Here is a 14,781-nt window from a genome sequence, read left to right as displayed (position 1 = left end):
CCGATATTGACAAGGCTATTTACCCCTATTCGCTTCCTCTCTGTTTTAGTTCGTCTACCAATTCCTGATAGAGGGCTACAGGCCCATAATGCCACAGTTTAGTACTTTCGTCAGCCAGTCTTTTGTAAGTATCCGAATGATAGAAGCAACGCAAAGCCTCTATCAGTGTAACGTGATGTTCATGGGCATAGATTTGCGCCACACGGCTGACTTTGCCGGGCAGCAGCAAGTACAGGTTTTCGTTGGTTATGTCCAGATTCATAGATTGATCTCTTTAGAATTAATCTTTTCGTCTATCTCCTACATCAGCCATTGATGGCCTTGTGTATGCAGCACCTCGAAATTCTCCTCCAAATAGGGCAACACTTCGTATCGGTCGAACAAAGAGACCACTTCATCCCCACTCAACTGATACTTCTTTCCATACTGCTCGATGCAGAAAGAAAGGAAATAGGCGATATCGAGTTCTTTATCTTTCATGCTTTATGTTTTAGGCGTGTTAAATATACGATTTCTCTTTAAATGGGATAAAAAGAATGAAGTTTTTTTGCTATTTAGCAAAAGGCCAATAATTGCCCAATCATTAAGTATGACCAAAGAGACGTTTCCTGCTATTCGCCTGTTTCAAAACAAAACGCCTTTGCGTTTCAAACCAAACACAAGTACGTTTTAAGTAAAACGCAAGGGCGTTTCATCTTAAACGTAAGGGCGTTTTAGTCCAAACACAAAGGCGTTTTTCAGAGGATTTTTACACCTCTGAAAATCAACTAATTACATTTTCTTAAATTTTACGGATAACCCAGTATCCTCCCACTACCTGCAAGAGCATTCCAGGAATACCGATGCGGAAATCCTGCAAGGCAGTGAACAAGCTGCCGGAAAGTGCCCACTCACCCAGCGTACCAGCCAGCTGATAGAACAGCACCACGGCCAGCAGCAACGGCAAGGTGACTTTCTGAAAGCGGGCTGCCACCAGACCGGCACCCACAGCCAACAGCACGGATTTCAGCAGGATGGCAGGCAGCACGGCAGGTGCAGGCATGCCGAACCACCATGAGTTGAGCAACGGTGAGAGTACGGCCGTCAGCAGTCCGGCCTTCCAGCCATATTTATAGGCGCCTACCAGTGTGAAGAAATAAATGGGCAGCCAGGTGACTCCTCCCTGCGGCACCAGGTGGAAAAGCTGGGGCAGGACAATGTTTCCAGCCACAAACAGCAGGGCGGTGACGTAGGTCTTCACGCGACTGTATCCCAATGTATAAAGTTTTACGGTTGTTTCCATGTGTATTCGTTATTTTTCTGAGATTGTTTTTTCTTTTTCTCCGGCTTCCCTCACGCGGCGTACAAAGTCTTCAATCACGGGATAGAGTTCCACGGGATTGTCCGACACGTCGCAAAGGGTCTCCAGCGGACACCGTCCTGTACGGGTGCGGTTGATGATGCAGGGTGCTTCTTCGGCATACGCCACCTCTACCCCTCCCTTACGGAGCAAGGCGAGTGCAGGGGTGCTGACTACCCGGGTCCATACGCGGGACACGCCGCCCAATACCATCAGGGCGGCTGCTCCCTTTCCGATGACCTTATCGGCCAGCCAGGCTCCTTTCAGGAAGGCGCGGTCTGTGGCGTACAAGTCGTACAGGTCAGCCACGCCCCGACGGGAGAACGTGCGGGTTTCTTCGCCCTGACGCACCACGCAGGAATAGTTTCCTTCGTTCAGCAAGCGTATCAGTTCGTCCATCACAGTGTTTCCTGTTTCAGTTGTTCCACGTAGGCATCAATGCGGTGAAGCTCCTTCGGAATGTCGATGGACTGCGGGCAGTGCGGATTACATTGTCCGCAACCGATACAGTGACTGGCCTGACGGAGTTTCGGCACGCTGCGGTCGTAACCCACCAGGAAGGCACGGCGGGCCTTCGCGTAATTCTCGTCCATACGGTCTTTCGGCATGTTGCCCTCGTTCACGCACTTGTTGTAATGTACCAGCACGCCGGGGATGTCGATGCCATACGGGCAGGGCATGCAGTATTTACAGTCGTTGCAGGGCACGGTGGGATATTTCTGCATCAGGTCGGCCGTATCGAGCAGGAACTGGTTTTCCTCGTCGGTAAGCGGCACCAGCGGAGAATACGTGCGGAGGTTGTCTTGCAGATGCTCCATGTAGGTCATGCCACTGAGTACGGTGAGCACCTTTTCCGGTGTACCGGCAAAGCGGAAGGCCCACGATGCCACACTGCCTTCGGGATTGCGTTCTTTCAGGCGGCTGAAGATGTGGTCGGGGATGTTCGACAGGCGTCCGCCCAACAGCGGTTCCATCACCACTACCGGAATGTTCTTGCTGCTCACCTGCTCGTACAGGTAGTCGGCATTCACGTTACGTCCCGATGCGTGCTGCCAGTCGGAATAGTTCAACTGAATCTGCACGAAGTCCCAGTGCACCTGGTCGTGCATGGCCAGTGCCCGGTCGAATTCCTCTTTTGTACCGTGGAACGACCAGCCCAGGCGGCGGATACGTCCGGCTTCACGCTCCTTGAGCAGGAAGTCGAGCAGACCGTTGTCAAGGAAACGACCCTGCAAACCGCTTTTTCCGGGAGCACCCAGCATGTGCAGCAGGTAATAGTCGATGTAGTCCACCTGCAGGTTCTTCAGCGAGTTGTGGTACATCTTTACTCCGAAATCATAGTCGGAATTGGAGAAGTTCGACATTTTGGTAGCCACAAAGAACTTGTCGCGCGGATGACGCTTCAAGGCGATGCCCGTCGACTTTTCCGACCAGCCCTGCACATAGACCGGGGCCGTGTCGAAATAGTTCACGCCATGTTCGATGGCGTAATCCACCAGCCGGTTCACTTCTTCCTGATCGATGACGTTACCGTCGCCACCCGGTGCCGGAAGTGTAGGCCAGCGCATGCAGCCATAGCCCAGCAGCGACACCTTATCCTCGTTGGGAGGGAACTGGCGGTAAGTCATCTTGCCGACGGGCACTTCCTTAGTGCTTTCGCCGGCTTTTTTCTTGTCGGGCGTACAACCGTAGAAAGCCGCTGTGGCTCCCACCGTACTGATGCCGACTATTTTAAGGAAATCTCTTCGATTCATCTGTTTTTTCTCGTCCATTCTCTTTCTATATATAAAGGTAAGACAATCCGATTAAAGTACACGATGGCGTTCATGGCCTTCCACGTAGATGGCACTCAGCGGACGGGCCGGACACAGGTTCTCGCAGGCTCCGCAACCGATGCAGCGTGCTTCGTTCACTGCTGGAATCTTCAGTGAATCGGGGTTCGACGGGTCGGACGGAACCATGGTGATGGCATTCACCGGACAATGGCGGGCGCAGTTGCCGCACTCCTGCTTGTCGGTAAGCGGAATACACAAATCTTTTACCCACACGGCATGACCAATCTGGATAGAAGACTTCTCTGCCTTGTCAATTTTCAGGATGGCTCCGGCGGGACATACTTCGGAACAGCGCGTACACTCCGGACGGCAGTAGCCGCGTTCGTACGACATGTAAGGCTGCATGAAAGTATCCAGCGAATGAGAAGGACGGAGCACTTCGTTCGGACAGGCCGACACGCAAAGCTGGCAGGCCGTACAATGTGACTGCAGATGGCGGAGTCCGCGTGCGCCCGGAGGCACAATCGGAGTCTGGCGTACCAGCTCTTTCTTGTCCACGATGTCGGCCAGTCCGCCATCCATCTTGATGGCCTCGGCCTTCTTGGCTACCTGTGCTTTCAGTACCGAACCGGCCAGCAGCAAGGAACCGGCCAGGAACTCGCGTCGTCCGGCGGTACGGTCGGCTGTTTCCGGTGCCGGGGTTTCTGCCTTTTCGGCTTTCTTTCCGTAGGCAAACCGATAGCCGATGGCTCCCTTATGACATTTGTCCAGACAGTCCATGCAAGCCACACAGCGGCTGCCGTCTATCGCATGGTTCTTCACATCGATGCAGGCAGCCTTGCAATTGCGGGCGCAAAGCGTACAGCCGTTGCATTTCTCCTTGTCAATCGTGATGCGGAACAAGGCAAAGCGGGAGAAGAATCCCAACACGGTGCCCACCGGACAGATGGTATTACAATAGGTACGTCCGTTGCGTGCCGCCAGTACCACTACCAGTACCAGCATGACCGCTGCCACTATCAGCACCGGCAAACTCTTGAGCCAGACATCCACCGAATAGAAGGCATAGCTGTCCATGCGTTCGGCCATAGAAGCCAGCAGGTTGTTTCCCCACATCCACAAAGGTTGCAGGAAACTGTGTGCCGCACGGCCGTACACGGCATACGGGTCGAGCAAGGCTACCAGGGCATGCACACCCAACAGCATCGCCAGCACGAACACTGCCAGCACACCGTAGCGCAGCCAGCTTTTCGGCTTGGAATACGTGTAGGGCATCTTCTTGCGTCCCCGGCCCAGACGGGCCACCACATCCTGAAACACGCCTAGCGGACAAATGACCGAACAGTACACCCTGCCCGCTATGAGCGTGAGCAATATCAAACACACGATTACTCCGGCATTCAGTGCCAACAGAGCCGGAAGGAACTGTATCTTCGCCATCCAGCCGAGCCATGCATGAAGCACGCCCGTAAAATCGACGAACAACAGTGTCACGAATACCAGGCACAGCATCCCCAGCGTGAGCCTGACTTTTCTCAACATATTCACAGTAAAAGCAATTTTAGTTAGTTATTATATTCTTTCTATCACGTTTGCGTGGTAAATCCTCACAAAAATAAAAGGAATTGTGTTTCGAAGAGTCTTTTTGCGCAGTTTTTTATCCCAAACAGTATAAATATTCGATTAACTTACGCATAAAGGGCCTTTTTGCAGCATTTATGCAGAAAAAATGTCATAAATATTGATTATCTGAATTACAAATTCTAATTTTGCTCCACTATTACCTAACAAAAGAACAGCAGTTACAACATGACATACGCATTTATTACGGCAGCCGAAGCCGCTGCCACCATTCATCATGGGGATACCGTCGGCATCGGCGGTTTTTCATCGGTAGGTACACCGAAAGCCGTGCCGGAAGCACTGGCTGCCTACGCAGAAGCACAGCATGCACAGGGGAAAGAATTCAAGGTAGGCCTTATCACGGGCGGTGCCACGGGCTGTCAGGTGGACAGCGCGCTGGTCAAGGCGCACGCCGTATCGTTCCGTACACCTTTCCAGTCGAACAAGGACATGCGCGAATCCATCAACCAGCACGAGGTGCAGTACTTTGACCTCCATCTGTCGCAAATCGGACAGGACGTGCGTTACGGTTTTCTGGGGAAAATCCACGTAGCCATCGTAGAAGCTTCCGACCTGACGGACGACGGAGAAATCATCCTGAGCACTTCCGTAGGTATCTCACCTACCCTGCTCCAGATGGCCGAACGGGTTATCATCGAGCTGAATGAAGCGCATACGGGAAAACTTACCGGCATGCACGACATCTATATTCCGGCCAACCCGCCTTACCGGACAGAAATTCCGGTGTATCACGTGAACGACCGCGCCGGACACATCAGCGTGAAAATCGACCCGAAAAAGATTACGGGAGTGGTACGCACGAATGCCCGCGACCACATCGCGGCCTTTACACCGCAAAATGAGACAACCCTGCAAATCGGACATAACGTGGCTGCCTTCCTGCTGCGCGAATGGAAGAACGGGGCCATCCCCAAGGAGTTCCTTCCCCTGCAGTCGGGTGTGGGCAACATTGCCAATGCGGTACTGGGTGCACTGGGTGACGACCCGAACCTTCCAGCTTTCTCCATGTTTACGGAGGTGATACAGAACTCTGTCATCGACCTGATGATGAAAGACCGTATCCGCTTTGCTGCCGGCAGTTCGCTCACCTTGTCGGAAGACCGTCTGGACACGATGTACGAGCATATCGACACCTTCCGCGAACGCATCCTGCTGCGCCCGCAGGAAATCACCAACCACCCGGAGATGATTCGCCGCCTGGGTATCATTGCGGTAAACACGGCCCTTGAAGCAGACATTTTCGGCAACGTGAACAGCACGCATGTATCGGGCAGCAAGATAATGAATGGAATTGGAGGCTCGGGAGATTTTGCCAGAAACGCATATTTGTCTATCTTTACCACCCCGTCGGTGGCCAAGGACGGACTGATTTCGTCCATCGTGCCCCAAGTATCCCACGTGGACAGTACGGAACACGACGTACGCATCCTCGTGACGGAACAGGGCGTGGCCGACTTGCGTGGCAAATCGCCTTCGCAACGTGCCCGCTGCATCATTGAAAACTGCGCGCATCCGGACTACAAGCAACTGCTGTGGGACTACCTGAAACTTTCGGAAGGAAAGTCCTGCCACACGCCGATGTCGCTGCGCAACGCCTTCAAGATGCATATAGCGTACGCCGAGACGGGTGACATGCGAAACACCCAATTTGAATCATAAGAATGGAAAAATTCGAGATACACATCCTGGGATGCGGTTCAGCCCTGCCCACTACCCGCCATCAGGCGACCTCGCAGGTGCTTAACATCCGCGAGAAGCTGTTCATGATTGACTGCGGCGAAGGGGCACAGGTGCAGCTCCGCCGCGCCAAACTGAAGTTCAGCCGGCTGAACCACATCTTCATTTCTCACCTCCACGGCGACCACTGCTTCGGCCTGATGGGACTGATTTCTACCTTCGGCATGCTGGAACGTACCGCCGACCTGCACATTCATGCCCATGCCGACCTGCAACGCCTGCTGGAGCCTCAACTGGAATTCTTCTGCAAGGGAATGCCCTATCAGGTGGTATTCCACCCCTTCAACCCCGGCGAACGTACCGTCATTTACGACGACCGTTCCGTCAGCGTGGAAACCATTCCCCTGCGTCATCGTCTGCCCACCTGCGGTTTTCTCTTCCGCGAGAAGCCGACACCCAACCACATCCGGCGCGACATGATTGACTTCTACGGCATTCCCATCTGCATGATGAACCGCATCAAGAACGGTGAGGACTACACACTGGAAGACGGCAGGGTGATTCCCAACTCAGAACTGACCACTCCCTCCGACCCTCCCCGCGCGTATGCCTATTGCTCGGATACGGTCTACCTGCCCCGCATCGCAGCACAAGTGGCTGGAGTGGATTTGCTGTTCCATGAAGCGACTTTTACCGAAAGCGAAGCCGTCCGCGCCAAACAGACCCTGCACTCCACCGCCGCACAGGCTGCCCGGATTGCCAAGGACGCGCAGGTGAAACGTCTGCTCATCGGTCACTTTTCTGCCCGCTACGAAGACGAGAAGGCCCTGCTCGAAGAGGCCCAAGCCATCTTCCCCGACACACTGGCCGCCGACGAGGGACTGAAAATCTCACTCTAAGAAGTTAAAGAAAACTAACCCTATTAAACCGAACCAACGGATTGTCGTCTTACCCAACAATGACGAACCCGCACACGCCATGAACAATTATAACGAAAAAGAAACCATACTGATGCTTCAGGATCCGTCGACCCAGCGGAAAGCGTTCGAACGGATTGTGAAGGCCTACAGCGAACAGCTGTACTGGCAGATACGACGCATGGTGGTTTCGCACGACGATGCCAACGACTTGTTGCAGAACACGTTCATCAAGGCCTGGACCAACCTGGACTATTTCCGGGGAGATGCCAAGCTTTCCACGTGGCTCTACCGCATCGCCTTCAATGAATGCCTGAACTTCCTGAACAAGCAGCGCGCCGAAAACCAGCTGTCCATCGACGATGCCGATGCCGCTCTGATAAACAAGCTGGAAAGCGACCCTTACTTTAACGGCGACGAAACGCAACGGCTTTTTCAGAAGGCCATCCTGCAACTGCCCGAGAAACAGCGCATCATTTTCAACCTGAAATATTTCCAGGAAATGAAATACGAGGACATGTCGGAAATCTTAGGCACTAGCGTAGGCGCACTGAAGGCATCCTACCATCATGCCGTCAAAAAAATAGAAGATTTTTTTCACCAGCATGATTAAACCTTTTTTACAAATTCGAATCTAACTTCCAAAGGAGGCAACAATATGAAAAAGGAAGAAACTGACTTATTAAAGAGATGTGGAACCGAGAACCCGTTCACAGTGCCTGAAGGTTACTTTGCTAACTTCACGGAACAGCTGATGGACAAGCTTCCGGAACGAGAAGTACAGCCTGCACCTCAGCTCACGCTGTGGGCACGCGTCAAACCTTGGGTGTACATGGCTGCCATGTTCTGCGGCCTGATGCTCAGCGTACGGATGTTCGTGGGTGAAAAAGAAGCACAATCGCCTGCCGCCGGCACTATGGGTGACATGGAATTTTCAGAAGTACCCGATGAATACATCGACCCCATTGTCGACCAGACCATGATGGACGACTATACTCTATACGAGTATCTCACTGATGCAGATACGGAAATTTATAAATAAACCAACCATGATAAAAAGAACTTTTTATGCCCTGACTCTCCTGCTCATCTTGTGTGTGAGCTGCATTCAGGCACAGAATACCAAATTCAGCAAAGAAGAATTCCGCAACCGCCAGAAAGAATTTTTCATTCAGCAGGCGGGACTGAGCAACGACGAAGCACAAAAATTCTTCCCTCTCTATTTTGAACTGCAAGACAAGAAGCAGGCGTACAACAAAGAGGCGTGGCAGAAACTGCGTCAAGGCAAGAATCCCAACACCACGGAAACGGAATATGGGAAAATTGTGGAAGATGTGATTCAGGCACGCATTGCAGCCGACGAACTGGAACTGGAATATGTGCGGAAATACAAACAATTCCTTCCGGCCAAGAAAATCTATCTGTTGCAAAAAGCGGAAATGCGCTTCCACAGAGAACTGCTAAAAGGTTTCAAACACGGTCAGAAAGGCCCGGAAAAGAAAAAATAAAGGATACGGATAGATTTTTTCTTCCAAAAATTTGGAAAACAAAAATCTTTGCGTACCTTTGCACCGCCTTTGAGAAACAAGGCAACTCTCAAGAAGAGTTTTGGAGAGGTGGCAGAGTGGTCGATTGCGGCGGTCTTGAAAACCGTTGTACTGCGAGGTACCCGGGGTTCGAATCCCTGTCTCTCCGCTGAAACCTAAGACATTAGGTAGTCAAATTAAGACAAGTCCCGTAAAATCAACGTTTTACGGGACTTTTTCTATTTATCCGGTGGACAACTGAAAAACACACAAACCGGTATTTACAGAACCGGAAATGCCGAAGTCATAAAGATTCTTTAAAGAAAAGCTTACTCTTTATTTTGATTTTACCCGCTTTATCGTTTCTTTTGCAACCAAAAACATTCAATTCTTTGACACATGAAAAAGCTACTATTTTGCTGCACTGTATTTTTGTCATTAGGAACACAGCCTTTCTTCGCTCAGAAAGCCGTTGTTGAGAAGATTATTGAAATCGGACATCAGGATAATCAGGCCACACACCAGCTGGATATACTGACCAACCGTTTTGGCGGACGCCCCATCGGGTCAGATGCGTATGAGAATGCGGCCGAATGGATGGTACACGAATACAAGAAGTGGGGGCTGGACGCTCAACTGGAAGAAGCCGGCGAACTCTCTGTCGGTTTTAACCGCGGGCCTTGGTTTGGAAAGTTGTTGAGCCACGACCATGGAATGACCCTCCATTTCGCGACTCCTTCGTATACTTCCGGAACGAAAGGGGTACAGCGCGGCCACGTTTTGATGGAGCCCCGAACCGATCAGGAATTCGAACGCATCAAACTCAAATTAAAAGGAGCCTGGGTACTGATTTCCGGCACAAACAACGGCTGGCCAATCGACCGGACGGCACAGGCTGATTCTATCCGTCAGGCTATCAAACAAGAGAATAAAGAAATCGACCAGAAGAATGCCGAACTCCGAAAAAGGAACTGGGAGAAAGGTGAAAACAACAAGATGATTCCTTATAAGGAATTCCCGGCGCTTTACTACCATGAGATGGTTGAAGCCGGCGCCTTAGGATTCATTCAGTCATCAGAGTTGCCTATCCGCGCGCTCTATGACCGGAAGATGATTGACAGCATGACGTTCGACAACCTGCCGGAAGTTCCTGACATCAAGCTCGACCGGCATCAGTTCGACATCATTGCTCAGATGGTAAAAGAACGGCGGGAAGACTTCCTGCTGGAGTTCGATATCCGCAATCATTTCAAGCTCGGACCGATTAAATACCACAACGTAGTGGCATCGATACGGGGCAGCAAGTACCCGGACGAGCAAGTCATCGTCTGCGGACACTTAGATGCCTTTGATACGGGTACAGGCGGCATCGACTGTGGCACAGGGATTGCCCCCATGATGGAAGCTGCCCGTATGCTGGCATTATCCGGAGCCAAACCCAAGAGAACGATCCTCTTCATCGCCTTTGCCGGGGAAGAATTCGGTCTGTTAGGCTCGAAAGCCTATTGCAAGAAACATCAACAGGAGTTGCCGAAGATTGTCAACGTATTCAACCGTGACGGAGGGCCGGAACCTCCCGTTGGAATAGCGGTCTCGCAAGCGATGTATGATGATTTCGTCAAGATAACCCAACCCATCCAGAAGATTCGGGCAGACATTCCGTTTAAAGTAACCGTGCGTCCGCCCCGTAAACAACCGAAGGTGGCGGGTGGTACCGACTCAGAAGTATTTGCCACGTATGGCGTCCCCACATACGGATTTACCACAAAAGATGTCAAAGGATATAATTTCAATTATGGGGAAATCTGGCATACCGAACGTGATTTGTTTACCAAGAACATCCCGGAATACCTGGAGCATACGGCAACTGTCACTGCCATCACCGCCTTAGGTGTAGCCAACCTCGACAAACCTCTGCCACGGGAAGGAGTCTATGAAGAGAATTGACAATGAGAAAAGATTTACCTCTGTTTTTCTATATTTACGCAAACAATTAAACCTGCATACATATGAAAAATAAAATTGCCCTACTGGCATTGGCCGCCACAGCATGGCTGGCCACCACCGCAAACACACCTGTCATCAGAAGCGTAGAAAACCCTTTCATCGAGTCTGCCAACACCATGACACTCGACATTGCGAAAGTGGAACTGAGCGACACGGCCACGGTGCTCTATACGGACGCTTATTTCCGCCCGCACTACTGGATTAAAATCAGTTCAGAGTCTTACCTGCAAGCCGACGGCAAGAAATATGCCTTGAAAGGCACACAAGGCATTGAAGCAGATTCTCTTTTCTGGATGCCCGAAACAGGAGAAGCCTCCTTCCGACTGAGCTTTGAGCCCCTCCCCCGCGACACACGCTCATTCGACTTCATCGAATCCGATTGCGACGACTGTTTCAAGCTGTTCGGTATCGACCTGACGGGAAAAACGGAAGCTACCGTGCCGTCTGACATCCCGGCCGAAGCCATCCGTATGACCGAAGCCATCCCCGATGTTATGCCCGCCCCTCAGTTCAAGGTGGGTGAAACGGTGGTACGCATGCACCTTTCAGGCTATCGGAAAGAGCTGGCCAAGGAAGCCGATATTTACCTCAATACGCTAATGAATGGCCAGCAGCCTTATAAGGCCGCCATCGACTCTATGGGTATGGCTGAATTCAAGTTCTGGCAATACGGGCCTGCACAAGCTTTGATCAGCGTAGGCATGATAAATAAACAAATATGGTTGGCGCCAGGTGAGGAAATAGACCTCTATGTGGACATGCGGCACAGCGGGCAGTATATTCTGAAGCGTCGAACAGAAAAGAAACAGTTGCCGACATTCAAGAACATTCCTTTCTGTTATTTCTCAGGTACATATGCCGGACTATCAGCTCCGTCTTTGTATTCAGACAAGTATTATGGCATGAATTTGTACACAGGCGAGTTTGCCGACTACAAGATGACGGCTGCCGAATACACACAGCATGTCATCAGTAGTTATCAAGCACTTTCAGACAGTATTGCTCAAAGTAAGCTACCGCCTATAGGTAAAGAACTGGCCTTAATTAATTTAAAGCAGGAGGCAGTCGAGGCCATGGCACAAGGCGACTGGTTCCGCGAACATAATTACAGAAAAATACATAACCAATGGGAGCGCTCAAAACCCCTGGATATCAAAATCGACCCGCTGACAGCTGAAAATCGTGCGGAATTGTGCAAACTTTTCTCCATTGCCGACCCCAAGCTGCTGATGGGAAAGGATTTGATAAGTTATGTATCAGCTGTATCTAGCCCTGATATCGCATGGCCTAAAGAAGTGGGCTTGGAAGGTACCTTTGCTTCCGAGTTGAAACTGGTGTTGCCTTTGACACAGAAAGCTTCAAACGCTGTTCTCACTGAGGCCGATCTGAAAATACTGGATGATGTACAGAATCCTTTCTGGCGTGAAGCCTTGCTGAAGATGCAGGAAAATACGCAAATCGCACTCAAGGCGGTAGAGGGAAAAGCCGTCATCGAAAAGACACCCGAAGTAACCCCGGACAAGCTCTTCGAAGCCCTCATCGCGCCCTACAAGGGAAAAGTTATCCTGGTGGATTTCTGGAACACCTGGTGCGGACCTTGCCGCATGTCTATCCGTGCCAACGAACCGCTGAAGGAACAGGAACTGAAGAGCGACAACCTAGTATGGATTTACCTGGCCAACGAAACGTCTCCCCTCGTCACTTACAAACAGGCGATTCCGAACATCAAGGGGAAACATTTCCGTCTGAACGACGAGCAATGGAAGTACCTTTGTGAACAGTTCAAAATAGACGGTATTCCTTCGTATGTGCTGGTGGACAAGTCCGGACACTATCAGCTCCGCAACGACTTCCGCGACCATGAAGTCATGAAAAATACCTTGAAGGAAATGATTAAATAAACGCTAATCCAATTTGAAGAGGCTGTTTCAAAATAAATTTGAGATGGCCTCTGTTATTTCATATCAAGCTAAAATCATTTGGATTTTCCTCCAAGAAAGAAGTTTATAAGTTTCCACTTGCTAATTTCATCGCTACAAATGTTTTTTACCGCCAATTTCCTCCTAAAAACTGCTTTTGATAAGTCACGCGCTATGACCAGCAGGCCAAATTCAAATTCTACTTTCTTCAGCCCACAAAGATAAAACCTCTTGAAGTGCTTGCTGTTCTTGAAATTCCCCAATACGGTTTCCAAATCCTGCGACCGCTGACCGCGGAACTTAAGACCTTCCGCAAAGAGGAGCTCCTTGCGTACCCTTTCCTTGATTTTCCTCAACCGGTAATTCACTTGTACAAACCTTCCGACCTTCTCCTATATCAACGGACAGCCACTACAATTCTGTATCCTGTATCTAGAGATAGTCTGTTCAAAGCCGTTGTCTATCGTCTATCTTACATCAGAGAGCCTTTCCATCCTCTGGCCCATCGGACATTATACTAGAAGTTAGCAGACAGAAACGGTCATTCCTGAAGTTCCTTTTCTGTTCCTGATGGAAATAGTTGTATTTTATGAAGGTTTTAATACCATGGCTGAACGCATATAAGTAGTTCGTTTCCATCCTCGTCCCGTCGGTACAAGCAACATCCAAAATTGCTTCTTACAATGGTGGCGAGAACTGTCTTCAGCACATCCTTTAACCGACTGCTTCGGAAACAATTGATGGTATTATGCTCAGGAGCCACATTGCCGGTAAATATCATTAAGACAGAACTTTTCTATGCGATGACTGAAATAGATATTACAGAAATAAGCATAGATAAGAATCCGAAGCATTATGCGTAGATGGTCGCAGAACAACCTTTAGGAGAATACTTAAGGTAAGGTCCTTTAAAATTTATCTGTTCAATGATGCGTTAAACACCCCGGGCCGGATTGTTCTGAGGAAACTTGGAATGATACTCTTCAACTGCATTCTTTCAGCATATATAAACTTACGAATAGCGGAGTATACTGAAAGTTTTTATCCTCGCTTTATGGCAGTACTCAACTGTTCAAAACTGACATCCTTTAATACCACTCGTTTCTGACCATCCAATAAATAAAGCGAAGGCATAGCTTTCAAATCATACAATGCACCAGTCTTCACAGCTTCATGATCGGTTCCTATAATCCATTCCTTAGGCATACTAGGTAAGGCTTTACGCCATACCTCATCATTCCCTTCTGTGTAAATAGCCAATACACTTATCAGACCTTCCTTCACTTCCTTAGCTAAGGTTACATCATCCGACATTTGCTGCAATACAGCATGACATGACTCACATTCAGAATCATAAAACACCAACAATAAACGGTCACCTTTCACCGGCGTGGCGGCCAAAGTACAGCGTGTGCCATCAGGTAAATAGTAAGTAAAATTCATAGCCTTATCGCCTGGATTATTACGTTTCAACAATTTTAGCTTAAAATTGAGTGTCGAGCATCTTACATCCTCTTTCGGAAGTTCATCAAGTACCGCTTCCAAATATAAGCTGTACAGTTTTTCATTATAAAAAGGTGAATTAGGATTATATAAATAATCATCTGCTATCTGCATCAAGACCTTACAAGCATGCGTTTCAATCATAAATCGCGAACACCATTGTGTCAGACTTTCCCGTATGAGTTGCTCTGAAGTAGATCCGTCCACCAGTAAAGCCACAAAATTTACAAATCCCTGTTCCGTCACATCGCGATTGTTCACCAAGGCTGTATCGGCAAAATTGAACAGCGTCCAATAATGAGTAAGCAACCAAGCCTTACGATCTTCTGGATCTGTCAGAGTAACAGGAATTTCCGGGAAAGGAAATCTTTGCATCTGAACAGCTACCGTATCATCTGATGAAAAAGACGACACGGAAGAGGAACTTTGTTTCATCTGACAAGATGTCAACAGATATATAAAAATGCAGAAAAA

General features: G+C 49.7%; 16 protein-coding genes and 1 tRNA gene. 8 read left to right on the top strand and 9 right to left on the bottom strand.

Features of this window, described 5'->3' with window-relative positions; translation table 11 throughout:
* Window positions 1–25: 25 nt before the first annotated feature.
* The 6 genes from BACPLE_RS15725 to BACPLE_RS15695 form a co-directional block, all read right to left on the bottom strand.
* A complete protein-coding gene (locus tag BACPLE_RS15725) occupies window positions 26–262 on the bottom strand; it encodes a hypothetical protein (protein WP_007563767.1) in 237 nt (78 codons plus the stop codon).
* A 38-nt stretch (window positions 263–300) separates the two neighbouring features.
* Window positions 301–480, bottom strand: a complete 180-nt coding sequence (locus tag BACPLE_RS15720; RefSeq protein WP_007563765.1) for a DUF3791 domain-containing protein — start codon at window positions 478–480, stop codon at window positions 301–303.
* Between the two features lie 301 nt (window positions 481–781).
* The gene (locus BACPLE_RS15710; protein WP_007563761.1) at window positions 782–1,282 is read right to left on the bottom strand and encodes a hypothetical protein; all 501 of its coding nucleotides are present in this window, start codon (window positions 1,280–1,282) and stop codon (window positions 782–784) included.
* Window positions 1,283–1,291: 9 nt separating this feature from the next.
* Window positions 1,292–1,738 (bottom strand): DUF1893 domain-containing protein, encoded by a 447-nt coding sequence (locus BACPLE_RS15705; protein WP_007563759.1) that lies wholly within the window; start codon window positions 1,736–1,738, stop codon window positions 1,292–1,294.
* The gene (locus BACPLE_RS15700; RefSeq protein ID WP_007563757.1) at window positions 1,738–3,111 is read right to left on the bottom strand and encodes an aldo/keto reductase; all 1,374 of its coding nucleotides are present in this window, start codon (window positions 3,109–3,111) and stop codon (window positions 1,738–1,740) included. Before BACPLE_RS15700 ends, BACPLE_RS15705 begins: the two co-directional genes overlap by 1 nt.
* Before the next feature lie 33 nt (window positions 3,112–3,144).
* Window positions 3,145–4,656: a 4Fe-4S binding protein gene (locus BACPLE_RS15695; RefSeq protein WP_007563755.1), complete on the bottom strand. Its 1,512-nt coding sequence runs from the start codon at window positions 4,654–4,656 to the stop codon at window positions 3,145–3,147.
* A gap of 267 nt (window positions 4,657–4,923) precedes the next feature.
* Here BACPLE_RS15695 and BACPLE_RS15690 point away from each other — a divergent pair, with 267 nt between their 5' ends.
* The 8 genes from BACPLE_RS15690 to BACPLE_RS15655 all read left to right on the top strand — a co-directional run bounded on the left by BACPLE_RS15690 (window position 4,924) and on the right by BACPLE_RS15655 (window position 12,786).
* Window positions 4,924–6,417, top strand: a complete 1,494-nt coding sequence (locus tag BACPLE_RS15690; protein WP_007563754.1) for a succinate CoA transferase — start codon at window positions 4,924–4,926, stop codon at window positions 6,415–6,417.
* Between the two features lie 2 nt (window positions 6,418–6,419).
* Window positions 6,420–7,334: a ribonuclease Z gene (locus tag BACPLE_RS15685; protein WP_040313341.1), complete on the top strand. Its 915-nt coding sequence runs from the start codon at window positions 6,420–6,422 to the stop codon at window positions 7,332–7,334.
* 79 nt (window positions 7,335–7,413) lie between these two features.
* Entirely contained in the window at window positions 7,414–7,965 is a 552-nt protein-coding gene (locus tag BACPLE_RS15680) for an RNA polymerase sigma factor (RefSeq protein WP_007563748.1), read from the top strand.
* Window positions 7,966–8,010: 45 nt separating this feature from the next.
* Window positions 8,011–8,394 (top strand): hypothetical protein, encoded by a 384-nt coding sequence (locus BACPLE_RS15675; protein WP_007563745.1) that lies wholly within the window; start codon window positions 8,011–8,013, stop codon window positions 8,392–8,394.
* A 7-nt stretch (window positions 8,395–8,401) separates the two neighbouring features.
* A complete protein-coding gene (locus BACPLE_RS15670) occupies window positions 8,402–8,860 on the top strand; it encodes a hypothetical protein (RefSeq protein WP_040313340.1) in 459 nt (152 codons plus the stop codon).
* A gap of 102 nt (window positions 8,861–8,962) precedes the next feature.
* Window positions 8,963–9,047, top strand: a tRNA-Ser gene (locus tag BACPLE_RS15665).
* 230 nt (window positions 9,048–9,277) lie between these two features.
* On the top strand, window positions 9,278–10,825 hold the full coding sequence (locus BACPLE_RS15660) for a M20/M25/M40 family metallo-hydrolase (protein ID WP_007563741.1): 1,548 nt from the start codon (window positions 9,278–9,280) through the stop codon (window positions 10,823–10,825).
* A 62-nt stretch (window positions 10,826–10,887) separates the two neighbouring features.
* Complete coding sequence (locus tag BACPLE_RS15655; RefSeq protein WP_007563739.1) at window positions 10,888–12,786, top strand: TlpA family protein disulfide reductase; 1,899 nt, start codon at window positions 10,888–10,890, stop codon at window positions 12,784–12,786.
* A gap of 74 nt (window positions 12,787–12,860) precedes the next feature.
* Here the strand turns inward: BACPLE_RS15655 and BACPLE_RS19775 are convergent, their stop codons facing one another.
* The 3 genes from BACPLE_RS19775 to BACPLE_RS15645 all read right to left on the bottom strand — a co-directional run bounded on the left by BACPLE_RS19775 (window position 12,861) and on the right by BACPLE_RS15645 (window position 14,742).
* Window positions 12,861–13,172 (bottom strand): transposase, encoded by a 312-nt coding sequence (locus BACPLE_RS19775; RefSeq protein ID WP_007563737.1) that lies wholly within the window; start codon window positions 13,170–13,172, stop codon window positions 12,861–12,863.
* A 384-nt stretch (window positions 13,173–13,556) separates the two neighbouring features.
* Complete coding sequence (locus tag BACPLE_RS19920; RefSeq protein ID WP_394357942.1) at window positions 13,557–13,658, bottom strand: hypothetical protein; 102 nt, start codon at window positions 13,656–13,658, stop codon at window positions 13,557–13,559.
* 187 nt (window positions 13,659–13,845) lie between these two features.
* Complete coding sequence (locus tag BACPLE_RS15645) at window positions 13,846–14,742, bottom strand: DUF5106 domain-containing protein (protein WP_085930697.1); 897 nt, start codon at window positions 14,740–14,742, stop codon at window positions 13,846–13,848.
* Between the last annotated feature and the right edge of the window lie 39 nt (window positions 14,743–14,781).

This window comes from Phocaeicola plebeius DSM 17135 (assembly GCF_000187895.1).
Taxonomy (GTDB): domain Bacteria; phylum Bacteroidota; class Bacteroidia; order Bacteroidales; family Bacteroidaceae; genus Phocaeicola; species Phocaeicola plebeius.
Note: the sequence above shows the minus strand (reverse complement) of the source record. Positions and strands in the feature narration are given on the sequence as shown.

Coding starts and splice junctions, on each gene's coding strand:
- BACPLE_RS15645 (WP_085930697.1), bottom strand. CDS start 14,742: ATGAAACAAAGTTCCTCTTCCGTGTCGTCTTTTTCATCAGATGATACG.
- BACPLE_RS19920 (WP_394357942.1), bottom strand. CDS start 13,658: ATGCTTCGGATTCTTATCTATGCTTATTTCTGTAATATCTATTTCAGT.
- BACPLE_RS15695 (WP_007563755.1), bottom strand. CDS start 4,656: ATGTTGAGAAAAGTCAGGCTCACGCTGGGGATGCTGTGCCTGGTATTC.
- BACPLE_RS15680 (WP_007563748.1), top strand. CDS start 7,414: ATGAACAATTATAACGAAAAAGAAACCATACTGATGCTTCAGGATCCG.
- BACPLE_RS15670 (WP_040313340.1), top strand. CDS start 8,402: ATGATAAAAAGAACTTTTTATGCCCTGACTCTCCTGCTCATCTTGTGT.
- BACPLE_RS15700 (WP_007563757.1), bottom strand. CDS start 3,111: ATGGACGAGAAAAAACAGATGAATCGAAGAGATTTCCTTAAAATAGTC.
- BACPLE_RS15710 (WP_007563761.1), bottom strand. CDS start 1,282: ATGGAAACAACCGTAAAACTTTATACATTGGGATACAGTCGCGTGAAG.
- BACPLE_RS15720 (WP_007563765.1), bottom strand. CDS start 480: ATGAAAGATAAAGAACTCGATATCGCCTATTTCCTTTCTTTCTGCATC.
- BACPLE_RS15725 (WP_007563767.1), bottom strand. CDS start 262: ATGAATCTGGACATAACCAACGAAAACCTGTACTTGCTGCTGCCCGGC.
- BACPLE_RS15685 (WP_040313341.1), top strand. CDS start 6,420: ATGGAAAAATTCGAGATACACATCCTGGGATGCGGTTCAGCCCTGCCC.
- BACPLE_RS15675 (WP_007563745.1), top strand. CDS start 8,011: ATGAAAAAGGAAGAAACTGACTTATTAAAGAGATGTGGAACCGAGAAC.
- BACPLE_RS15660 (WP_007563741.1), top strand. CDS start 9,278: ATGAAAAAGCTACTATTTTGCTGCACTGTATTTTTGTCATTAGGAACA.
- BACPLE_RS15690 (WP_007563754.1), top strand. CDS start 4,924: ATGACATACGCATTTATTACGGCAGCCGAAGCCGCTGCCACCATTCAT.
- BACPLE_RS15655 (WP_007563739.1), top strand. CDS start 10,888: ATGAAAAATAAAATTGCCCTACTGGCATTGGCCGCCACAGCATGGCTG.
- BACPLE_RS15705 (WP_007563759.1), bottom strand. CDS start 1,738: ATGGACGAACTGATACGCTTGCTGAACGAAGGAAACTATTCCTGCGTG.